Below are 21,847 nucleotides of genomic sequence, written 5' to 3' on the forward strand. Positions count from 1 at the left end.
ACCGGCACACTCACCAACCCAGACGACCAAAGCCGAATCATCGACACCAAAACCACAGGACCCGCAGAATCCTTCGGCTTCCAAATCATCGCCGGCGAACAGGTCGGCCCGGGAATGTGGATGTACCACTGCCACGTACAAAACCACTCCGACATGGGAATGGCCGGAATGTTCATCGTGACCGACGCGAACGGAAACGTGCCGGGCCACTCCATGGACGACATGCCGGATCACTCGACGAGTGGGACGCCGAGTCCCTCCACGAGCGACATGCCGGGCCACACAATGAGTGGGACGTCGGGTCACTCCATGGACGCCACACCGGACCACTCCATGCACGGCATGTGACGGCGCCACCGCCGTACGTCCGGATCGGGACTTCGGCCGGGAGCACTCCCTATGCCGTGAAGATCTCCTCGCGGGCCTGGTCGAGCGCGGCGAGAACGGCGCCGCGCAACACCGGGTTGCCCTCAACCTGGCTCGTGACGACCTGCGGGGGGACCGGGCAGATGCGCGCGACCGCCTCCTCCACCCTGCTGGTCAGCGCCGCCCCACCGGCGCGGCAGACCTCTCCGGCCAGCACCACGAGGCCGGGGTCGAGCACCACGCACACCGACGCCACACCAAGGGCGAGCCGCGAGGCGACCTCGTCGAGCAGCGGCTCGCCCGCGGTCCCGGCCGCGACGGCCGCGGTGACGCAGTCGGCGGCGGTGTCCCCGGCGAAGCCGTGCCCACGGGCCAGCTCGGTGACGGCCTCGGAGCTGACCAGCGACTGCAGGCCGCCCCCGAGGGACGGCAGGCGCCCGGGCACCGCTCTGACGTCGTCGGCGAGCGGCACCCCGGGCACCGGCAGGTAGCCGATCTCCCCCGCACTGCCCGACCGGCCACGGTGCAGCCGTCCGCCCAGCACGACGGCCAGGCCGATGCCCCGGCCCACCCACACGAGCACGAAGTCGTCCACCTCCCGGGCGGAGCCCTTCGCGCGTTCCGCGATCGCGGCGAGGTTGACGTCGTTCTCGATCGTGACGTCCCTGCGCAGGTCGCGCGCGAGCGCCTCATGGATGCCCTCGTGCCATTGCGGCAGGTCGAAGGAGAACCGCACGTCCCCCGTGCGGGGATCGACGACGCCGGGCGTGCCGATGACCACGCCGCGCAGCCGCGACAGCGCGACCTTCGCACTCCTGCACGCCTTCACAACGGCCGAGTGCACCAGCGAGACCGGGTCATCCTGCCCCTCGGGGGAGGCCGTCACCTCGGCCACCACGTCGCCGTTGATGTCGGCGATCGCCGCCGACACCCGGTCGGGGCCGACCTCCAGCCCCGCGACGTACGCGCAGGAGGCGATCACGCCGTACAGCGCGGCGTTGGGTCCGCGGTTGCCCGCCTGCTCCCCCACGACCTCCACCAGGCCGCGCTCCTCCAGACGCGCCAGCGTCTGGGACGCGGTGACCTTGGACAGGCCGGTGAGCTCCCCGATCTGGCCGCGGGTCAGCGGACCCGAGGCGAGCAGCAGTTCCAGGGCGGCCCGGTCGTTGATCTCCCGGAGCAGCCGGGGCACGCCAGGACGTCGCTCCATGCTCCTGCTTCCCATCGTCTGAAGTCTCCGGCTCGCCGTCGGTGCGCCCACCCACGCCTCTCCGGTTCGCTCGGCCCCCGGCGGCGCTTCGACCATGTGCGCCCGTGAATGAACAACAAGGTTTCCAGCAAGCTTAGCGAGCCGGCACGTGCGAGGAACGCCCCAGGTCGAACGTATTGGTAACGCTCCCATCTTTCGTGAGGATGGCTCATATGAGCCCGAAGGGAGCGCCATGACCGAGACGTCCGGGCAACCGCACACCCCACCTGCCCGCGGGCTTCCCGCTCCCCCGTGGCCGCTGGTCATGCTGGCGACGGGCGTCACGCTCCTGATCGACGTGGTGCGGGTGTTCCTGCCGTCCCTCATCCCCCTGTACGGCAGGGCGGGCGAGACCGCTCCCGCCGGCATGGGGACGTACGCCGCGCTGTGGTTCGTCCTGCCGTTCGCCGCCGTCCCCGCGGCGCGGTTCGCGTCGCCCCGGATCGTCGGTGTGGTGGGTGCGGTGGCGCTCGTCGCGGCCCGGCTCGGCCTCCAGGCGGCGGACGGAGGCACGCCCCCGCTCCTGCTCGCCTCCGCGGGGGGCACGGCGGGGGTGGTCTTCCTCTACGGCTGCGCGCGGACGACGGCGGGCACGTGGGTGCCGGCCGGGCTGATCGGCGGCCTGGCCGGTGCGTCGATCCTCCACCTGGCCCTCGACCGGGTGGACCTCGTCTGGCGGGACGGCCCGCTCCCCTGGATCGCCGTCGCCGCGCTCTGCGCCGCCTTCCTCTGGTCCGTACGGCTCTCGCCCGCGTCGCCCGTCCCCGCCCCGGCGGCCGTCTGGTTCGTCTTCGGCCCGGTGCTCATGCTCGCGGGCATGTACTGCGGCGGCGCGGCCACGCTCGCGCAGGACGCCGGGCAGCACGGTGCGCCCTTGACCGCCCTGGCGGTCGCGCTCCAGGCCGCGGCGCTGTGCGCGGCCGTCGTCTGCGCATGGACACTGTCGTCGGGCCGGCCTGTGCCGTGGGGCCGAGCTGTGTCCTGGAGCCGGATCGCGTCGTGGGGCCGGGTGGCCGGGGTCCTCCTCGTCGCCGGGGTGGCGGCGGCCGAGGCCGGCGTGCCGGGCGTACCCGCCCTCGTGGCGACGGTCGCACTCGGGGCCTGCGCCGGCATCGCCGGACGCCAAGCGGGCACCGCCGCCGCAAGCACAAGCGGGCGCGCAAGCGCTGCCGACGACACGGCCGGAGGCGTCCCGGAGCGCAGAGCCGGGCGCGGGGGCGTCGCGGTGCTGGGCGGGATACTCGTGTTCCTGGTCGGGGCGTTCCTCTACTACGCGTCCTTCGACGCCGACCTGGGCTTCCCCAACGCGCTGGCCCCGCCGGCCGTGGCCGTCCTCGTCGCCGCCGTCGTCTTCTTCCGGGAAGCCCCACCGCAAGAGACCACCCCGACGAGGCGAGTGCCGCGCCGGTGGGTGGCGATCGGGCTTGCGGCGGCCGTCCTGACCGGCCTGCTCACCTGGCAGTCGCCGTCCGCGACGAAGACGATCACCGGGAACGAGTTCACCCTCGTCGCGTACAACATCCGGATGGGCTTCGGGCTCGGCGGACGGCTCGACCTCGACCACATCGCCGCCTGGGTCGCGACGCGGCGTCCCGACGTGGTGCTGATGAGCGAGGTCGACCGGGGCTGGCTGCTGAACGGCGGGCACGACGACCTGGCGAGGATCGCCCGCGGCCTGGGCATGCGCTACTACTTCGCGCCCGCCGCCGACCGCCTCTGGGGCGACGCGCTGCTCACGAACCTGCCCGTCGCCGAGATCGGCTCGACCCGGCTCGGACGGCACGGGTATCCGACCGGCGCCCAGGCCCAGTCGATCGTGCTGAGGATCGGCGACCGTGAGGTGGGCATCGTCAACACGCACCTGCAGGAGCCGCGCGGGCAGGCGCCCGAGGCGGCGGCGATCGCCCGGCGGCTCGCCACGGGCACCCTCCCGTCCGGCACCGCAGGCGCCGGCCCGCGACCGGTGATCGTGGCCGGCGACCTCAACACGACGCCGTCCGACCCCCAGATGCGCGTGCTGGAGGCCGCCGGCCTGTCCGATCCGCTGCGGGCGCTCGGCGACCCGCCGACCTCTCCCGCCGACGCTCCCGTGCGGCGCATCGACCACGTGCTGATCTCGGACGGGCTCACCGCCGTGGCGGCCGAGGCACCCCGCGTGCCCTACTCCGACCACCTCCCGCTCGTCGTACGGCTCCGGCTGAATTAGGGTCTGCGGCCGGAAAATCAGGGCTCCGCCGGGCCGTGATGGCAGGCGGGCGTCCTACCGATGCCAACCAGGCGGGATAATCGACTACATGCGACTTTCTGCCCGTGTCGACTACGCCCTCCGTGCCGCCGCCGAACTCGCCGCGTCGGGCGAGGGACCCACCACGGTGGGCGAGCTGGCCAAGGAGCAGGAGATGCCCCCCAAATATCTGGAGAACATCCTCCTGCAGATGCGCCGCGCCGGACTGGTGCGCGGGCAGCGGGGCCCAGAGGGGGGCTATGTCCTGGCACGGCCGGCCAGCCAGATCTCGCTCGCCGACGTGATCCGCGCGGTGGACGGACCTCTGGCCAACGTGCGGGGCGAGCGGCCCGAGCACGTCGGATACCAGGGCGCCGCCCAGGCGTTGCAGCAGGTGTGGATCGCGCTGCGGGCGAGTGAGCGGGCCATCCTCGAAGAGGTCACGCTGGAGCAGATCGCCAAGGGCGAGCTGCCGCCCCGGGTGACCGAGCTCGCCGCCGACCCGGCGGCATGGGACTCGCACATGCCCGTGTGAGCCGCCTGTACCCGATCCTCGCGGGAGGAGAGCCGTGCCGGAGGGTGACGCCGTCTATCGGACCGCCAAGCGGCTCAGACAGGCCCTCGACGGCCGGAGGCTGACCCGCAGCGACTTCCGGGTGCCCCGGTATGCCACCGCCGATCTGCGCGGCCGGACCGTGCTGACGACGGTCTCGCGCGGCAAGCACCTCCTCACCCGGGTGGAGGGTGGGCTCACCGTCCACACCCACCTGCGCATGGAGGGAAGCTGGCGCGTGGGCCCGGCGGGCCGTCCGGCGCCGAGGGGCGACGTGGTCCGGCTGATCCTCGCCAACATCCAGTGGCAGGCGGTCGGCACCCGGCTGGGCATGGTCGACCTCGTGCCGACCGACCGCGAGGAGCGGGTCGTGGGGCATCTCGGCCCGGACCTGCTCGGGCCGGACTGGGACGCCGCCCTCGCCGTACGGAACCTGCTGCGCGACCCGCAGCGGTCGATCGGGGAGGCGCTGCTCGACCAGCGCGACCTGGCGGGCATCGGCACGATCTGGCGGGCCGAGACGCTGTACGCCGCGCGGATGTCCCCGTGGCGTCCGGTGGGGTCGATTCCGCCGGACGAGCTGGAGGCGCTGGTCTCCGTCGCCCACCGCCTGATGGACGCGAGCAAGGACGCGCCACTCCCGGTGACGACGGGCGACGCGCGCCCCGGGCGGTCGCTGCTCGTCTACGGCAGGGCACGCCGCCCGTGTCACCACTGCGGCACCCCTGTCAGCCGCGGGGAGATGGGCCCACAGCCGGCCGAGCGGCTCATCTACTGGTGTCCCTCCTGCCAGCGCGACTGAGAACCGGTACGCACACGAAGGGGATCCCGTGCCGCCCACCGCCGCCCGCGTCATGCTGCTCGTCCTGTACACCGACCGGCTGGAGGAGTGCCGCGCCTTCTATGGCGCACTCGGTGTCGAGTTCACCCTGGAACGGCACGGCCAGGGCCCGCGGCACCACGCCGCCGTCCTCGCCGACGGCACCGTGTTCGAGCTGTATCCGGCGACCGCAGAGCGCAGGACCGGGTCCGTACGGCTCGGCTTTGACGTGGACGGAGCCGCCGCCGAGCCGCGGCTGGAGCCCGGCCGCCACCTCATGACCGACCCGGACGGCAGGGTGGTCGAGATCCACGCATCGTGATCGCGGGCGGCCGCAAGCGCGCGCCCGAAGGCCGAGGGCGGGTCCACGAGACCGCGAGCAGCGGTGAGCACGTTACGGGAGCGCGGCAGGCACCACGGAGACGAAGTGGCGAACACAACCCGGCGGAACCGCTGAAAACGTGCCCACGACACAGAGACGGGGTCAGACGAGCGTGTCGAGAACGGGTGAGACAGGCGCGCCAGGAGCAGGCCACGCACACGGGGACGGGCCAGACGCGCGCCGGAAACGGCCCAGGCGACACGGAGACGGGGCCATACGGGCGCGCCGGGACGGGGCCGTACGAAACGGAGACCCCATCGGGAGCGGGCCGCACGAAGTCGGAGACGGAGCCCGGTGGGCGCGTCAGGGAACGGGGCGACACCCGAGGCGACACCAAAGGGAACGGGCGGAACGGGCCGCACGATACAGAAACGGGCACGGAAACGGGCCTGCGGGGGCCAGGCGCCCACCCGTGGGATCGGGACTGGGCACCCGGGTCCGGGTCGACCCGGACTGCGGGCGCGGAGGTCACGCCCTGGCCTTCGGACCGGGCGTGCCCTATCGGGCCGTGTCTTATGGGGCCTACGGGGACAATCGGGCGAGGTCGCGGAGACGCCGTCCGCCGGCACGGCGGGGCGTCGAGACGCCGCCTAGGCGGCGACCATGTCCTTGACCTCCGGGAAACCCTCGAAATCCGGCCCGGCGGGGACGGTTTCGGGTATGGGCAGGCGCTCGTGCTCGGGCACATCTGCCAGCACGGGGGCGGCCTGCAGCTCGGCCAGTGCGAACTGGTCGGACACTTCACGCAACACCTGGGACAGCGGCACCCCGAGCGCGCCGCAGATCGAGGCGAGCAGCTCGGAGGAGGCTTCCTTCTGGCCGCGCTCGACCTCGGACAGATAGCCGAGTGAGACACGCGCCAGCGTGGAGACCTCGCGAAGGGTGCGATTCTGCCGCACCCTCAGCCGCCGCAGTACGTCACCGAGCAGCTGACGCAGCAGGATCATCTGTCGCTCCCTCCCCAAGGGGGGCGCCTTCACGACGCCTCTCGCGGTGGGCTCATGTCGCCCCTTCTTAATCTGCCCTTCGTACATACGCCTCGCCGTCATCATGGGTTCGCTCGGCCCCTTCGCCGGGCGTGCGCCTGTCTTGCTCCTCGCCTTTGGCTCACGGACCTCACTCACAGCTCCACCGTACCTGTAGAGGACGACACCGCGGCAGACCGAGGCGAGCATGTTCGCTGGGGACGTAACGCGGTAATCACCCCAGATGTTCCCCCGAATTTGCCTTCAGCACACCTTCCAGCAGCAGCAACGCCTCCTGGCAGGTGGCGGTTCTGATCCCGTCCCTGTCTCCGGTCAAGCGCAGGTCACGGTGCCAGAGGCGCTCTCCCGGTCCCGCCAGGGCGATGTGGACCGTGCCGACCGGCTTGCCGTCCTGGGGATCGGGGCCGGCGACCCCGGTCACCGCCAGGCCGTAGCCGGAGTCGGCGAGCTTGCGAACGCCGACCGCCATGGCCGCGGCCACGTCGGGATGCACCGCTCCCTCTCGTTCAAGGAGATCGGACGGCACGTCGAGAAGGCTCGCCTTGAGGTCCGTGGCGTAGGCGATCACGCCGCCCCGGAAGGCGGCCGAGGCGCCCATCGGACCGGTCAGCGTGGCCCCGATCAGGCCGCCGGTGAGCGACTCCGCCACGGCGACGGTCGCGCCCTGCCGCACCAGCAGGGACAGCACCTCGCTCGCCACACCCCTCATCAGCCTTGCGCACTCCTCGCCACCTGCCGCAGCCGCACCGCCCTCACCACGTAGTCGGCGCCGGTCCCGACCGTGACCACCAGGGCGAGCCCCATGGCCACCCACCTGATCACGTCGGGCACCCCCGGCACGATGTAGAGCGCGATGGCCACGATCTGCAAAACAGTCTTCACCTTGCCCCCGTAACTGGCCGGGATAACCCCGTGCCGGATCACGAGGAAGCGCAGCAGCGTCACTCCCGCCTCGCGGGCGATGATCACCACGGTGACCCACCACGGGATCTCGCCGAGGTACGACAGGCTGAGCAGCGCGGCGCCGATCAGCGCCTTGTCCGCGATCGGGTCGGCGATCTTCCCGAAGTCGGTGACCAGCGCGTACTTCCTGGCGAGCCAGCCGTCGAGCTGGTCGGTGAGGGAGGCGAGCAGGAAGACCCCGAGCGCCGCCAGCCGCCAGCCCTCCCCCTCGACGAACAGGAAGACGGTGAAGACGGGGACGATCGCCAGCCGGGCGATGGTCAGGACGTTCGCGATGTTCCAGGTGCTGACCCGGCGCACCACGCCTTCCCCCGCACCTCCGGCGATACCTTCCCCGGCGCCTCCGGGGACGCCTTCCGCGGCGCCCTCGCCGGCGCCTTCTCCTGTGCCTTCTCCGGCGGACGGCGGCTCAGCGGCCGTACGGTCGCCGGTCACGGCCCCGGAGCCCGGCTCCCCCGCGACGCCCTGCCCCGCCTGCGGGACACGCGGAGCGGACGCCGGGATCGCCACCGGCGTGGCGGGCACGGCGGCGACCGGCGGCGCCGCGGACTCCGGTGTCATCTCCCCCGGGCCCGCCACGTCCATCGGCGGCTCACCGCGCTCCGTCATGTGCCTGCCTTGATCCGGGCGATGAGGTCGACCCCCTCGGAGTCGACGGCGACCGCTTGGACGATCTGGCCGGGGACCAGGCCGATCCCCTGCACCGTGACGGCGCCGTCCACCTCGGGACCCTGATGCGCCGCACGGCCCTCGTATCCGCCGTCGCCGAGGTCCTCCTCGATCAGGACCTGCAGCTCGTCGCCGATGCGTTCCTCGGCCCGCTGGGCGGTCAGCTCCTCGGCCAGCTCGGTCAGCATCGCGACCCGCTCGTCGATCACGTCCTGGTCGAGCTTGCCCTCGAAGCCGTACGCGTCGGTGCCCTCCTCGTCGGAGTAGCCGAAGACACCGATGACGTCGAGCCTGGCCTTTTCGAGGAAGGCCACCAGCTCGTCGAACTCCTCCTGGGTCTCCCCCGGGAACCCCACGATGAAGTTGGACCTGATGCCCGCCTCGGGCGCGCGGTCGCGGATCTGCGCGAGCAGGTCGAGGAACCGCTTGGGGTCGCCGAAGCGCCGCATCCGCCGCAGCACGGTCCCGCTGGCGTGCTGGAAGGACAGGTCGAAGTAGGGCGCGACCCCCTCCGTCGAGGCGATCACGTCGAGCAGCCCGGGCCGCAGCTCGGCGGGCTGCAGGTAGCTGACCCGCACCCGCTCGATGCCCTCGGTCGCGGCCAGGAGGGGCAGCAGCTTCTCCAGCGCGCGCAGGTCGCCCAGGTCCTTGCCGTACGACGTGGAGTTCTCGCTGACCAGCACGAGCTCCTTGACGCCCTGCCCGGCCAGCCAGGCGGCCTCGGCGAGCAGGTCCTCCGGGCGGCGCGAGACGTACGAGCCGCGGAAGGCCGGGATCGCGCAGAACGTGCAGCGCCGGTCGCAGCCCGACGCGAGCTTCAGCGACGCCACCGGCCCCGAGCCGAGCCGCTTGCGCAGCATGCGCGGGCCGCTGGCGGGGGCGACGCCCTCCGGCAGCGGGTCCGCCTGGGCGTGACCGGGAATGTGGGCGTGGGCGGCCGAGCGCTCCACCGGCGTGATCGGCAGGAGCGTGCGGCGGTCCCGCGGGGAGTGCGGGACCAGCGGCCTGCCCGCGATGACGTCGTCGAGACGCTCCCCGATCTCGGCGTAGTCGTCGAAGGAGATGACGGTCGCCTCGGGCAGGGCGTCGGCGAGCTGCGCGCCGTACCGTTCGGCCATGCAGCCCGCCGCCACCACCTTCGCGCCCGAGTCGGCCGCGGCGAGCAGGGTGTCGATGGAGTCCTTCTTCGCCGAATCGATGAAGCCGCACGTGTTGACGACGACGACGTCGGGATCGTCGTCATCGGTGTGCCAGCCGGCGGCCTCCAGCCGCGCGGCCAGCTCCTCGGAGTCGACCTCGTTGCGGGCGCAGCCCAGCGTGATCAGCGATACGGTTCGGCGAGAAGACATGATGCGAACTACGGTATCGGCAGTCGGCGATTAACGGAGACTCGGGCCGCCCGCCTCGAAGGTCCGCCGGATCATCTGGCCGTCCTTGCCGGGCGTGCCGAGGTCCTTTCCGTTGACCTCCAGCCGCACCGCCCCCGCGTCGCCGATGGTCACCCGCATGCGGTCCTTCGCCGAATAGGTCGAGGTCCTCCCCTCGGGCAGCGTCCCCTGGAAGATCTCCTTGCCCTTGGCGTCCCGCACGTTGATATACGACGGCTTGCGCGCGGTGACCTTCACGACCACCGTGCCGGGCGCGAGGGCCTCCTCCAGGGTCTTCTTCTCGTGGCCCTTCTCGTTACGCGCGTGCTGGTGCGGCGCGGTCACCGGGAGCTGGGCGGCAGTCGTGCCGGCCTTCTCGCCGGAGCCCCCGAGCATCCGCGCGATGACGACGACCGCGACGATGGCCAGGGCGACCGCGGCGGCCTTCGTCCAGCCCGTGGCCCAGCGGGCCCGCTCGCTCACGTCGCGCCTGAACACCGCCGAGGCCTTGACCGGTGACGCGATGTCGGCGTTCTCCTGCTCGTACTGCCGCAGGATCTCGTCCGCGTCCAGGCCGAGGTCGGAGGCGATGGTACGGATGTGCCCGCGTGCGTAGAAGTCGCCCACCGAGAAGTCGTCACGCTCGAAGCGTTCGATGACGGACTCGCGGACCCGCGTGCGCTCGCTGAGCTGACGCACGGTCAGCCCGGCGCGCTCACGGGCTTCGGCCAAAACAGCACCAACGCTCATTGGTCACGCCCCCCTGTTCGAGCTTGCAGCTCGCCCCACAATGCGTAGTTAGTCACATTCAATCAGTAACTGGCTACGATGTGTACCCGGGGGTGTGCCAAATGTTCACGGAGAGTGCGCGCGGGGAGCGGCCGGGGCCTGTTCAGCGCCGCAGGGGCTTCAGCGCGAGATAGAGCCCGGCGGCGATGAGGAACCCGGCCTCGAACGCGATGTCCCCCACCTGGGGCACGCTCCGCGGCACCAGGCCGACGTACTGCTCCTGGTTGGAGAACAGCCAGACCGACAGGACGACCCCCGCGACCATCGCGACGGGCCCGGCCCAGTTGGTGTGCCGCCGGTCGAACATGAGCGGTTCGAGCGCGCGGATGTCCTGGCCGCGCCGCAGCAGCATGTCCGTCAGCACCACGCCCAGCCAGGGGCCGATCCAGTACGCGATGACCAGCAGGAACGCCTCGTACTTGTGCCCGGCGTCCTCCAGGCCCGAAAGCGCCACCACGAAACCGATCACGCCGCAGGCCAGCGCGACGATGGCCCGGCGCATCGTCAGCGGCAGCCGTACGCCGAGGGCGAGCAGCGACATCGCGCCCGAATAGACGTTGAGCGCGTTCGCCGACACGGCCCCGAGGGCGATCGCGAGCAGCGTCAGGTTCGCCACGAGCGCGGGCAGGTGGCCGGTGAACGCCGAGGTGGGCTGCCCGAGGGCGTCGCCGCCCCCGATCGTCACGGACGCCGCGCCGACGACCTCCAGCAGCACGCACGACACGAACACGCCGAGGCCCGCCGACAGGCCGGTGGCCCGCCTGCTCGCGTCCTGCGGAAGGTACCGCGTGTAGTCGGCGGCGTACGGGTTCCAGCCGGCCGCGTAACCGAACGTCGCGCCCACGGTCAGCAGGAAGCCGCCCAGCCCTCCCCCGCTGCCCGCATAGCCCGGCTGGGCCTTCGACAGGATGATCACGGAGGTGACCGCGAAGATCGCCGCGAGGACCGGGAACGCGTACTTCTCGAAGGCCTGCACCAGGTTGTGGCCGAAGAATCCGAGCACCACCATGACCGCGACGACGATCAGCAGGCAGGCCCAGCCCGGCAGGCCGGTCAGCGTGTTCAGCGCGAGCGCGCCGCTCACGCTGTTGACCGCGAACCAGCCGATTCCGGCGGCGACGGAGTTGAACGCCGAGGGGATGACGTTGCCCCAATAGCCGAACGGCAGCCTGCCGAGCACCATCTGCGGCAGTCCCGCGCTCACACCCCTGGCCGACAGCACGCCGTGGGTGAGGGCCCCGAGGCCGCTGCCCACGACGACGGCGAGCACGGCCTGCCAGAAGCCGAGCCCGAACGCCGCCACGGCGAGGACCCCGAGGAAGATCGTGGCGAACTCCAGGTTCGGCGAGGTCCACGTCCAGAAGAGCTGCCGGGGCCTGCCGTGACGCTCGGAGAGGGGGATGAACTCGATGCCGCCGGGCTCGATCGCGGCGACCTTGTCGCCGTACCGGCCCTCGCGTACGGCGACCTCGGAGGGTTCCAGAACTGTCATACGGTGATCGCCCTCAGCTTCTCGAGGAGGTAGTCGGACGCGCGGACGGGCTCGTAGGAGACCCGGCCGACCGGGGGGCCGAGCGACTCCACCTCGGCCAGGGGATTGCACTCGTAGAAGTAGATGAGCGAGATCAGCTCCTCGTCCGGCGCCGACGGGTCGGGCGGGAGCACCCGATGCCGGGTGGAGCGCCAGCGGTCGCCCGTCCAGCGGGCCAGCAGATCACCGATATTGATCGTGAACGAGTCCGGCACGAACGGCGCGTCGATCCACTCGCCGTCAAGGGTGTAGACCTGCAGGCCGCCGACGCCCCGCTGCCGGTCGAGCACGGTCACGGTGCCGAAGTCGGTGTGCGGCCCGATCCGGAACTGCCCCGGCTCCGGCTCGCCCACCTGCGACAGCGGCGGATAGCGGTTGATGTTCATCGTGTACGACGGGTGGTCGGCCCGTGAGGCGAAGAAGTCCTCCTCGATCCCCAGGGCGGCCGCGCAGATCACCAGGAGTTCGCCGGCCAGCGAGCGCATCTCCGCCAGGTAGCGGGTGAGCAGCGCCTGGAGTTCGGGCACCTCGGACGGCCAGACGTTGGCGAGGAACCACTCGGCGTCGATCTCCGGGACGCCGATCGGCCGGTCGGCGCCCACGGCGAAGGTCTCCTTGAGGTCGGGCGGGGTGGGCGTGCCCTCGGCGTAGCCGTTGGCCTCGACGCCCGGCGGCAGCCAGCCCCGCTCCCCCACGACGGCCGCGTACCGCTGCTTCACCTCGGCGGGCAGGGCGAAGAACCGCCGGGCCGCGGCGCGCACGTCCTCGCGCAGCTCGGCCGGCACGCCGTGCCCGGTGACCAGCAGGAAGCCGATCTCGCGCAGCGCGGCGTCGACCTGGGCGGCCACCCGCGCCCGGCCGTCCGCCTCACCGGAGAACCAGGGAGTCAGGTCGACGACGGGAACCGAATTCATGCCTCATCTCCGATGTCCTCGTTCCAAACGGCCGGGTTGGCCGCGATGAAGGCCGTCATGAGCCCGGCGCACTCCGGATCGTCGAGCACGACGACCTCCACCCCGGCCTCGGCGAGCCACTCGTGCGCGCCCGTGAACGTGCGGCACTCGCCGACCACCAGGCGCGGAATGCGGAACTGCCGGATCAGGCCGCTGCAGTACCAGCAGGGCGACAGGGTGGTCACCATGGTGGTCCCGCGATAGGAGGGCTGGCGGCCCGCGTCGCGGAAGGCGGCGGTCTCCCCGTGCACCGAGGGATCGCCGTCCTGGACTCGGCGGTTGCGCCCGCGCCCGAGCAGGCGGCCGTCCGGGCCGAACAGGGCCGCGCCGACGGGCACGCCGCCCTCGGCGAACCCCTTCCTGGCCTCTTCCAGGGCCACGCTGAGCATGGCGGCGTCGCTTGTCATGTGCTCACTATCCCTCCGGGCGGCGCCTTCGGGAACGGACGAAACGTCCGTACTATGACGTCCCTTAACGGACGATCCGTATAGGGGTGCATCGATGCCTCTGACGCTGCGCGAGCTGCTGTCCTTCGAGGTGCTGCGGGAGGCCCGGCCGGAGGTCCTCGCCGGGGAGGGCGCGCTCGACCGGGTGGTCCGATGGGTGCACTCCAGCGAGATCTACGAGATCGGCCCCCTGCTCACGGGCGGCGAGCTGCTGCTGACGACCGGGCTCGGCCTGGCCGGCACGGACGCGGGAGCGCGGCGGCACTACCTGCGGGAGATCGCCGCCAGGGGCGTGGCCGGGGTCGCCCTCGAACTCGGCCGCACGTTCCCCGAGACGCCGCGCGAGCTGGTGGAGGAGGCCCGCAGGCAGGAGCTGCCGTTCATCGCCCTGCACGCGGTCGTCCCGTTCATCCGGATCACCGAGCACGTCAACACGCTGATCGTCGACTACGCGAGCCGGCGGCTGCGGGTGGGCGACTCGGCCACCCGCGCACTCAACGAGGCGCTCATCGCCGGCGCCGGGGTCGCCGGGGTGCTGGCGACCGGAGCCGAGGTCGTGGGGGCACCGCTGATGCTGCTGTCCGCCAGCGGCGCGCTGGTCGCCGCCCACGGCGTGGGCAGCGACCGGGACGCCTGGCGCGCGGCTGAGCGTGCGGTCTGCGAGTCACCGGTCACCCTCCACGGCCATCCCTGGGGGCGGCTGGTGGCCGGCCCCGGTTCGGCGCTGCCCGCCGACGACCTGGCGATCGCGCTGGAGCGCACGGCCGTCGCCCTCGCCCTCGCCATGCTCAGGACGGGCAGTCCGCCGAGCGAGCGCGACCGCCAGGCGTCCGCGCTGCTGCGGGACCTCATCGAGGGCACGGCCGAGGCCGACCCCGGCGTACGGGCGGTCATGGCGGGCCTGCCCACCGGGCCCGCCCACCTGCTGGTGGGCGTGGCCGTGGACGCCCTGGAGACGGCGGCCGCGCTCGCCGTACTCGACCGGGCCGCGCACATCCTGCACACGACCGCCCTGCGCGGGCGGGTGGGCCGGCTGGTGCTCGGCACCCTCGCGGTGCCGGTGGCCGTGGCGGACGCCGCCGGTGCGGCCGCCCAGGCGCTGGAGGAGGCGCTGCGGCGGCTGCACACCCCCCAGCTCAGAGTCGCCGTGGGGCACGCCGCGACCGGCCTGGCCGAGCTGGGCGGTTCGCTGCGGGACGCACGGGCCGCGCTCGGGCTGCGGCGGGACGCCCGGCTCGTCACCACCCGCGCGCTCGCCCTCGAGCTGGAGCTCACCCGCCACGCCGACACCGGGCACGCCGCCGAGCTCGTACGGCGGACCATCGGCCCGCTGGTGGACTGGGACACGGCCCACCGGACCGACCTCGTCGGCACGCTGGAGGTCTTCCTGCTGCACGGGTGCAGCGCGACCCGTGCGGCCGCCGCGCTGCACCTCGGCCGGCAGACGTTCTACCAGCGGCTGCAGCGCATCGAGACGCTGCTGGGCCACCCGGTGACCGACCCCGGCGCGCACGCGGCCCTGCTGCTCGCCACCGCCGCCCACCGGGTCGCACGCCGCTGAAATCAGGCGATCCAGGCCGTGCGGACGCTCGGCGAGGCCCGGCGGCTACTCGCCGCCGCGGAGGTCGGCGAGCAGGCCGGGCAGGTCGTCGGGCTTGACCAGCACTTCTCGGGCCTTGGACCCCTCGCTCGGGCCGACCACGTTGCGGCTCTCCAGCAGGTCCATCAGCCGTCCGGCCTTGGCGAAGCCCACGCGCAGCTTGCGCTGGAGCATCGACGTGGAGCCGAACTGGGTCGACACGATCAGCTCGGCGGCCTGGATCAGCAGGTCGAGGTCGTCGCCGATCTCCTCGTCGATCTCCCGCTTCGCGGTGGCGGGCGCGGCGACGTCCTCCCGATATTCGGCCTGCATCTGGGCCTTGCAGTGGCCGACGACCTCCGCGATCTCCTTCTCGGAGATGAAGGCGTTCTGCAGCCGCATCGGCTTGCTCGCGCCCATCGGCAGGAACAGCGCGTCGCCCTGCCCGACCAGCTTCTCCGCCCCCGGCTGGTCGAGGATGACCCGCGAGTCGGCGAGCGAGGAGGTCGCGAACGCCAGCCGCGAGGGCACGTTCGCCTTGATCAGGCCGGTCACGACGTCGACGGACGGCCGCTGGGTGGCGATGACCAGGTGGATGCCGGCGGCCCGGGCGAGCTGCGTGATGCGGACGATCGAGTCCTCCACGTCGCGCGGCGCGACCATCATCAGGTCGGCCAGCTCGTCCACGATCACCAGCAGATATGGGTACGGCTGGTAGACGCGCTCGCTGCCCGGGGGCGGCACCAGCTTGCCCGCGCGCACGGCCTTGTTGAAATCGTCCACGTGCCGGAAGCCGCTGGCCGCCAGGTCGTCGTAGCGCCGGTCCATCTCGCCCACCACCCACTCCAGGGCCTCGGCGGCCTTCTTCGGGTTGGTGATGATGGGCGTGATCAGGTGCGGGATGCCCTCGTACGAGCTGAGCTCCACCCGCTTGGGGTCGACGAGCACCATGCGGACCTCATCGGGCGTGGCCCGCATCAGGATCGAGGAGATCAGGCCGTTGATGCAGGTCGACTTGCCCGCGCCGGTGGCGCCGGCGATGAGGATGTGCGGCATCTTGGCCAGGTTGGCCACGATCGTGCGGCCCTCGACGTCCTTGCCCAGCCCGACGATCATCGGGTGGTGGTCGGCCTGGGCCACCTGCGAGCGCAGCACGTCGCCGAGCGACACGAGGTCCTTGTCGACGTTGGGGATCTCCACGCCGATCGCCGACTTGCCGGGGATGGGAGACAGGATCCGGACGTCGGCCGACTTGACGGCGTAGGCGATGTTCTTGGTGAGCGCGGTGACCTTCTCGACCTTGACGGCCGGGCCGAGCTCGATCTCATACCGGGTCACCGTCGGGCCCCGGGTGAAGCCGACGACCTGCGCGTCGATCGCGAACTGCTCCATCACGCTGGTCAGCGCGTTCACGACCGTCCGGTTGGCCTTGGTCTCCTGTTTGGGCGCGCTGCCCGGCCGCAGCATCGCCAGGTCCGGCAGCGTGTAGGGCCCCTCCTGGCTCGACAGGACGAGCTGCTCCACCTTGCGCGGCGCGGGGGTCGGCAGCGGGGGCTGGGGCGCCGGCTTGGGCGTCTCCGGCTCGGCCGGCTCCACGATGTCGTCCACGAGGCCGGGGACGATCTCCGGCGAATGGTCCTTCTCCGCCAGCACCGGCGTGTCGTACGGCTTGACGGTGTCGCCGCCCTCGGGCACGTCGCGCCCGCCGCCCGGCTGCTTGCGCGTGCGCTTCCTCGGCGGCGCGGGGGCCCTGCGGGGCTCCCCGTTCTCGTCCGGCCGCTGGAAGAGCATGTGCTGGATCTCGGCGAGCCGCTCGGGGATGCGGTGGATCGGCGTGGCGGTGATCACCAGCAGGCCGAAGCCGGACAGCATCAGCAGCAGCGGGATCGTGATGAACGCCGGCAGGATGCTCGACGGCGGAGCCGAGACGATGAACCCGATCATGCCGCCCGCCGCCGACACGTTGTCCATGCCGTCGTCTGGACCCCCGGAGGGGTACGGCGTGCCGTGGGCGACGTGCACGATCCCGAGGATCCCGGCCAGCAGCGCGGTCCAGCCGATGCCCATCCTGCCGGTCTCGGAGTTCTGGTCGGGGTGGCGCAGCAGCCGCCAGGCGAGCAGCGCGAGCAGCACCGGCGCCGCCCAGGTGAGCGAGCCCACCGTCCCGCGCACCACGGCGTCGACGAACGCGGCGAACCCCGTCTTGGTGTCCCGCCAGGTCAGGGCGGCGAGCACGATGGCGCCTGCGAGCACCGCCAGCCCCTGCCCGTCGCGGCGGTGCGCGGGATCGAGGTCGCGGGCGCCCTGTCCGAGTGCCCGGGCCGCCGCCCCCACGCCGTTCGCCAGCAGCATCCACATGCCGATGACGAGCTTGCCGATCACGAGGAAGAACCAGCTGACCGGATCCTGGCCGGTGGCGACGGGCCGTTTGGGCGCGGATCTGGGGGCCGGCCTGCCTCGGGAACCCGACGGGGATCGCTTGGTGGAAGCCGTACGGGATCCGGAGCGCGACGCGGGGCGCTTGCCGGACCCCTGTCCGGACGTACGGGTGGCCATGATGCCGAAGTTACCCCGGATGCGGGCGATTGCCGGGGCGGCGCGCCGGGAGGCCACCCGATGAAGCGCCGCCCGGCCGAGCGCGCCGCACACGACAGCGGCCCGCGAAGCACCGCCCGGCCGAGCGCGCCGCACACGACAGCGGCCCGCGAAGCACCGCCCGGCCGAGCGCGTCCTACGAGGCGCCGCCCTCTGGGGTGCTGGAGGGCCCGCGCCGCCCGTCGAGGAGCGCGCTCACCCGCCTGCGGCCGTCCTCATTCGCCGGCACCTGCAGCACCAGCAGGAGATCGGGGTGCTCCGCCGGCCGCAGCTGGAACATCTCCAGGTCGAGCCGCCCGATCTCGGGGTGATCGATGGCGACCGTCGCGGGCCTGAAGCGGCGGACCGGGTAGTCCGCCCACCACTCCCGGAACTCCGGGCTGACCTCGCTCAGCGCCGTCACCAGCGCGGTGAAGGCGGGGTCGCCCTGCCGGTGTCCCATCGCGGCGCGGAACTGGCTGATCAGGGCGCGGGCGGCGCGTTCCCAGTGGACCATCCGGGCGCGGTTGCCGGGGTCGGTGAACATCATCCACAGCAGGTTCCGCCGGTCCGGCGGGAGCGTCAGCGGATCGTGGCGGAGCAGGGTGTAGGGGGTGTTCCAGGCCAGGTAGTCGAAGCGCGCGTCGTACACGCAGGCGGCGTTCGGAGCGGCGGCGTCCACCAGGCGCCGCAACCGGTCCCGGGGCCGCTCCCCCTCTCCTGACGGCGTGTCCGGCGGGGCCAGCCCGGCCAGATGGCGCAGGTGCCGGTGTTCGTCGGGATCGAGCAGCAGCGCACGGGCCAGCGCGTCGATCACCTGCGCCGACGCCGAGATGTCCCGTCCCTGTTCCAGGTAGGTGTACCAGGTGACGCCGACGCCCGAGAGCTCGGCGATCTCCTCACGGCGCAGGCCGGGGGTGCGGCGCAGGGCCGGATCGCCTTCCGGCAGGCCGACGTCGGACGGGCGCAGGCGGGCCCGCCGGGCGCGGAGGAACGCACCGAGCTCTGCCCTGCGGCTCGACGTCCTGGAGCGGCGGTCGGGTCCATGACTGGCAGCACGAGTGCCAGGACCGCCGGACGCCGCCTCGTTATCGTGACGCCCATGATCCCTCACACCGCGAGTCTGCCATGGAGGCATACGCCATGAGCGATCCCGTACTGGTCGTCGGAGCCACGGGCCGGCAGGGCGGCGCCGCCGCGCGCCGGTTGCTCGCCCGGGGCCGGAACGTACGCGCCCTGGTGCGCGACCCGGGCGGTTCCGCCGCCAAGGCGCTGGAGGAGTCGGGGGCGGAACTCCTCGTCGGCGACCTCGACGACGAGGAGTCGCTGCGCCGCGCGATGCGGGGCGTGGACGGGGTCTTCCTGGCGCTGACCATGATGCAGGGCCCGACGATCACCGTCGAAGGCGCCGCCGCCGAGGAGCGGCGGGGCCTGACGGGGGCCCGGCTGGCCGCGGAGATCCGCACGGGACACCTCGTGTACAGCTCGGTCCCCGGCACGGACCACCAGTCCGGAATCCCCCACATCGAGAGCAAGGCGCGGATCGAGCGTGAGATCCACGAGCTCGGGCTGCCGGCGACCATTCTGCGCCCGGTCTCCTTCATGGAGAACTTCAGCACCTACAACCGGCCGAGCCTGGAGGACGGCACGCTGGTCGTACGGCTCCCCATGGATCCCGGGACGCCGATGCAGCTGATCAGCGTCGAGGACATCGGGGTGTTCGCCGCCCTCGCCTTCGAGCGCCCCGGCCAGTACCTCGGCCGCACCGTCGATCTGGGCGCCGACGAGCCCACCCCGTCGGAGATCGCCGCCACGTTCGGCCGGGTGTGCGGCCTGCCGGCCCGCTTCGAACGGACGCCGATCGAGCACGTGCGCGCGTTCGACCCGTGGGTGGCCCGGATGTTCGAGTTCTTCGAGGAGCACCCCGCACAGGTCGATCTGCCTGCCCTGCGCGCCGAGCACCCCGGATTGATGACCCTGGAGACGTGGCTGCGCGCCACCGGCTGGAAAGCGTGAGGTGCGAGGACATGACCGATGGACTGTTACTTCCGCCGGGAGGCGGCGACTCGATCCAGGCGATGACGCTGAAGGTCGGCGCGGAGCAGGCGGCGGCGTGGTCGGTCTTCGAGGCCGTGGTCGCCCCGGGTTTCGACGTCGGGGCGCACCTGCATCACGAGGCGGAGGAGATGTTCTACGTCGTCGACGGCGAGCTCGACCTCCTCGCCTTCCATCCGGCGGACTCCGAGACGGGCTCCGACTGGCGTTCCTGGCGGTCGGAGGCCGGCGCCGAGGTGCTGCGGGGCGGGCCCGGGAGCTTCATGCACGTGCCGGCCGGATGCCCCCACGCGTTCTTCAACCCCGGCAGTGAACCGGCCCGGATGCTGTTCATCGTGACCCCCGCGGGTCACGAGACCTACCTGCGGGAGCTCACCGGGATGCTGGCCTCGGGACCGCCGGACCCGGCCGAGATCACGGCGCTGCGCGCCCGGCACGACATCCACCAGCTGACCCCGCTCACGAACCGCGCCTGACCACGCTCGCCCCCGGCGCGCGGTGGCGCACCAGCCTCGCGGCGAACCCCCGTACGCGTGGTCCGTGCCTGCGGACCCACGCCCTCACCCACACGGCCTGGTAGGCGACCACGACCCCCAGCGTCAGCAGGGCGTCGGCGGCGTCGACCAGGCCGTCGTGATGCAGCAGCACGCCGAGGGACCTGGCGATCAGCGCGACCGTGAACGGGACGGAGATCAGGAGGAAGACCCCGAGGCAGAGCCCCGTCCCGGCGACGAGGAGCACGCTGTAGAACCGGACGAACCGGCGCTGCCGCGGGTCCAACCCGGTGAGCGGCTCCGCGGTGGGCCTCCGTACGGCGCGGCGAAGCAGGTGCAGCAGGAAGGCGGCGGCGTCGGCGTAGAGGTTGCGGCAGCGCGCCAGGTCCTGGAGCAGGAAGTAGAGGTCGGTGCGCATGAAGACGAAGAACTGCAACGCCAGCCCCGTCATCTCGGTGAGCGCGATGACCGACAGCAGCGTGTTCGTGCCGGACAGCGCCATCGTCAGCAGGCAGGCGGCGAGCACGCTCGCGTCCACCGCCATCCCCGCGAGATAGACGGTCAGGCGGACCCGCCGCTCGGCGAGCCAGACGCCGGAGACGTCGGTCTGCGCGGCCAGGAACTGAAGGCGCGTGTCGATCCGGATGCGGCCGGGGACGCCCGCGGCCCGCGCGGTGAGGAGGTGGGCGAGCTCGTGGAGTGAGACGAGCACGGCCACCACGGCGATCTCGCTCAGCAGGACCACCGTGCCGTGGTCGCTCCAGAGCAGGGCATGCCACCGGGGAACGACGCCGGGCCGCAGCACCGCCGCGACGACCCCGCCGAGCACGAGCAGGCCCAGCAGGCAGTGCAGCAGGGGGCTCAGCGTCCACCGCACCATTTCCCGCGTTATCCAGGGAAGCGACGGCGCCGGGGCGCCGGTGTCGGCGAAGACCCGGTCGCCGATCGAGGCCACCATCCCCACGGCCGCCAGGTCGTCCACGAATCCGGACACGTCGAGCTCCACCCCGAGCTCGGCTCTCAGCTCCTCGCGCGCCGCGCGGATCGTCCGCCCGCTGCCGAGCAGTTCGATCGCCCGTTTGCCGGCGTAGGGCACCTCGATGCAGACGCCCGTGTCGACGCGGCCGACGATCCATCCGTCCTCGTCCTCGCGGAACCCGAGAGGACGCAGCCGGACGTGCGTCATCGCGCTTGCGCGTCCGTCCGGGGCGGCGGAAGCGGGACGACCCGCTTCTCCACGTAGGCCGGCAGGTCTTCGCCCCGCTCGTACAGCGAGGAGACGACCGACGTCCATGCGGCGACGGCGTCGGCGTCGTCTATCCGGCGGGCGCCGGCACACGCGCCGCGGTCGTCGTAGCGCACGTGGTACATGTGCCTGCCGGGAAAGACGACGAGCTCCGGGAGGGGACCGTCCGCCTCGAGGCCCGCCAGCTCACCGGCGTCCAGAACCCTGCCGCGCTCCCCCAGGCGCGCGCGCAGCGCGAGCAGGTGCAGCTCCCACTGCAGATATGCGGTGAGCGGCGTCTCGACGATCCGCAGGCGGCGCAGCTCCCCCCGGGCCGGAAGGTCCGCGGCGATGGTCTCCCGCGCCTCTTCCAGCAGTTCGAGCGAGCGGTGCCAGTCTCCCGCGCGCATGGCCTTCCAGCTCGGGTTCTCCCCTTCGTCGAACGTCTGGGCGCGCTCCAGCTTCCAGATCACACCGTCGACGTCGTGGAAGACCTCAAGGAAGTCCGCCGCGTACTCCCGCATGGGCAGCATCGTGCCCGGCACGGCCTCGGGCCGGGGTATTTTCATGCCTCACCGTCATTCGTATTTCGCATGACGATGGTCCGGACGGCGACTCGGAA

At 72.3% G+C, this 21,847-nt stretch carries 21 protein-coding genes; 8 read left to right on the forward strand and 13 right to left on the reverse strand.

Translation table 11 applies throughout. The features are described 5' to 3' along the window. Positions 1-348: multicopper oxidase domain-containing protein (locus FLV34_RS14905; protein WP_147943378.1), on the forward strand; the 348-nt coding region annotated here is incomplete at its 5' end. Positions 349-397: 49 nt separating this feature from the next. Here FLV34_RS14905 and FLV34_RS14910 read toward each other — a convergent pair. Further along, positions 398-1,576: an ROK family transcriptional regulator gene (locus FLV34_RS14910; protein WP_142649862.1), complete on the reverse strand. Its 1,179-nt coding sequence runs from the start codon at positions 1,574-1,576 to the stop codon at positions 398-400. A gap of 232 nt (positions 1,577-1,808) precedes the next feature. Between FLV34_RS14910 and FLV34_RS14915 the strand changes: the two genes are divergently transcribed. The 4 genes from FLV34_RS14915 (at position 1,809) to FLV34_RS14930 (ending at position 5,534) form a co-directional block, all read left to right on the forward strand. After that, entirely contained in the window at positions 1,809-3,821 is a 2,013-nt protein-coding gene (locus FLV34_RS14915) for an endonuclease/exonuclease/phosphatase family protein (protein ID WP_147943379.1), read from the forward strand. Between the two features lie 88 nt (positions 3,822-3,909). Next, on the forward strand, positions 3,910-4,374 hold the full coding sequence (locus FLV34_RS14920) for an Rrf2 family transcriptional regulator (RefSeq protein ID WP_142649864.1): 465 nt from the start codon (positions 3,910-3,912) through the stop codon (positions 4,372-4,374). 34 nt (positions 4,375-4,408) lie between these two features. Continuing rightward, positions 4,409-5,194: a DNA-formamidopyrimidine glycosylase family protein gene (locus FLV34_RS14925; RefSeq protein ID WP_147943380.1), complete on the forward strand. Its 786-nt coding sequence runs from the start codon at positions 4,409-4,411 to the stop codon at positions 5,192-5,194. A 52-nt stretch (positions 5,195-5,246) separates the two neighbouring features. Beyond that, the gene (locus FLV34_RS14930; protein WP_185949034.1) at positions 5,247-5,534 is read left to right on the forward strand and encodes a VOC family protein; all 288 of its coding nucleotides are present in this window, start codon (positions 5,247-5,249) and stop codon (positions 5,532-5,534) included. Between the two features lie 650 nt (positions 5,535-6,184). Here the strand turns inward: FLV34_RS14930 and FLV34_RS14935 are convergent. The 8 genes from FLV34_RS14935 to FLV34_RS14970 form a co-directional block, all read right to left on the reverse strand. After that, positions 6,185-6,541: a helix-turn-helix domain-containing protein gene (locus FLV34_RS14935; RefSeq protein WP_142620497.1), complete on the reverse strand. Its 357-nt coding sequence runs from the start codon at positions 6,539-6,541 to the stop codon at positions 6,185-6,187. A gap of 253 nt (positions 6,542-6,794) precedes the next feature. Next, entirely contained in the window at positions 6,795-7,289 is a 495-nt protein-coding gene (locus FLV34_RS14940; protein ID WP_142649867.1) for a CinA family protein, read from the reverse strand. Continuing rightward, a complete protein-coding gene (gene pgsA, locus FLV34_RS14945) occupies positions 7,289-7,870 on the reverse strand; it encodes a CDP-diacylglycerol--glycerol-3-phosphate 3-phosphatidyltransferase (protein WP_222709521.1) in 582 nt (193 codons plus the stop codon). Before pgsA ends, FLV34_RS14940 begins: the two co-directional genes overlap by 1 nt. Before the next feature lie 278 nt (positions 7,871-8,148). Then, on the reverse strand, positions 8,149-9,561 hold the full coding sequence (gene rimO, locus FLV34_RS14950; RefSeq protein ID WP_142649868.1) for a 30S ribosomal protein S12 methylthiotransferase RimO: 1,413 nt from the start codon (positions 9,559-9,561) through the stop codon (positions 8,149-8,151). Positions 9,562-9,591: 30 nt separating this feature from the next. Beyond that, a complete protein-coding gene (locus FLV34_RS14955; RefSeq protein ID WP_168066245.1) occupies positions 9,592-10,311 on the reverse strand; it encodes a helix-turn-helix domain-containing protein in 720 nt (239 codons plus the stop codon). 160 nt (positions 10,312-10,471) lie between these two features. Next, positions 10,472-11,860 (reverse strand): cytosine permease, encoded by a 1,389-nt coding sequence (locus FLV34_RS14960; protein ID WP_147943381.1) that lies wholly within the window; start codon positions 11,858-11,860, stop codon positions 10,472-10,474. Beyond that, the gene (locus tag FLV34_RS14965; RefSeq protein ID WP_142649871.1) at positions 11,857-12,813 is read right to left on the reverse strand and encodes an isopenicillin N synthase family oxygenase; all 957 of its coding nucleotides are present in this window, start codon (positions 12,811-12,813) and stop codon (positions 11,857-11,859) included. Before FLV34_RS14965 ends, FLV34_RS14960 begins: the two co-directional genes overlap by 4 nt. Further along, the gene (locus FLV34_RS14970) at positions 12,810-13,259 is read right to left on the reverse strand and encodes a nucleoside deaminase (RefSeq protein WP_142649872.1); all 450 of its coding nucleotides are present in this window, start codon (positions 13,257-13,259) and stop codon (positions 12,810-12,812) included. The genes FLV34_RS14965 and FLV34_RS14970 overlap by 4 nt, the downstream gene beginning before the upstream one ends. A gap of 94 nt (positions 13,260-13,353) precedes the next feature. On the opposite strand from FLV34_RS14970, the gene FLV34_RS14975 reads away from it, so the two are divergent. Next, positions 13,354-14,859 carry a PucR family transcriptional regulator gene (locus FLV34_RS14975; RefSeq protein ID WP_142649873.1) on the forward strand — a complete coding sequence of 502 codons (1,506 nt, stop codon included), beginning with the start codon at positions 13,354-13,356 and terminating at the stop codon, positions 14,857-14,859. Positions 14,860-14,904: 45 nt separating this feature from the next. On the opposite strand, the gene FLV34_RS14980 is transcribed toward FLV34_RS14975, so the two are convergent. Both FLV34_RS14980 and FLV34_RS14985 read right to left on the reverse strand, forming a co-directional pair. After that, positions 14,905-17,433 (reverse strand): DNA translocase FtsK, encoded by a 2,529-nt coding sequence (locus FLV34_RS14980; RefSeq protein WP_147943382.1) that lies wholly within the window; start codon positions 17,431-17,433, stop codon positions 14,905-14,907. A 175-nt stretch (positions 17,434-17,608) separates the two neighbouring features. After that, positions 17,609-18,565 (reverse strand): helix-turn-helix transcriptional regulator, encoded by a 957-nt coding sequence (locus FLV34_RS14985; RefSeq protein WP_222709517.1) that lies wholly within the window; start codon positions 18,563-18,565, stop codon positions 17,609-17,611. A gap of 29 nt (positions 18,566-18,594) precedes the next feature. Here FLV34_RS14985 and FLV34_RS14990 point away from each other — a divergent pair, with 29 nt between their 5' ends. Beyond that, positions 18,595-19,467, forward strand: a complete 873-nt coding sequence (locus FLV34_RS14990; RefSeq protein WP_261985782.1) for an NmrA/HSCARG family protein — start codon at positions 18,595-18,597, stop codon at positions 19,465-19,467. An 11-nt stretch (positions 19,468-19,478) separates the two neighbouring features. Continuing rightward, positions 19,479-19,982 (forward strand): cupin domain-containing protein, encoded by a 504-nt coding sequence (locus FLV34_RS14995; protein ID WP_147943385.1) that lies wholly within the window; start codon positions 19,479-19,481, stop codon positions 19,980-19,982. Here FLV34_RS14995 and FLV34_RS15000 read toward each other — a convergent pair. Further along, positions 19,966-21,186: a hypothetical protein gene (locus FLV34_RS15000; RefSeq protein ID WP_142649878.1), complete on the reverse strand. Its 1,221-nt coding sequence runs from the start codon at positions 21,184-21,186 to the stop codon at positions 19,966-19,968. The genes FLV34_RS14995 and FLV34_RS15000 overlap by 17 nt on opposite strands. After that, complete coding sequence (locus tag FLV34_RS15005; protein ID WP_142649879.1) at positions 21,183-21,794, reverse strand: DUF6879 family protein; 612 nt, start codon at positions 21,792-21,794, stop codon at positions 21,183-21,185. Before FLV34_RS15005 ends, FLV34_RS15000 begins: the two co-directional genes overlap by 4 nt. Positions 21,795-21,847 lie beyond the last annotated feature (53 nt).

The sequence above is a fragment of the Microbispora sp. CSR-4 genome (assembly GCF_008033685.1).
GTDB lineage: Bacteria > Actinomycetota > Actinomycetes > Streptosporangiales > Streptosporangiaceae > Microbispora.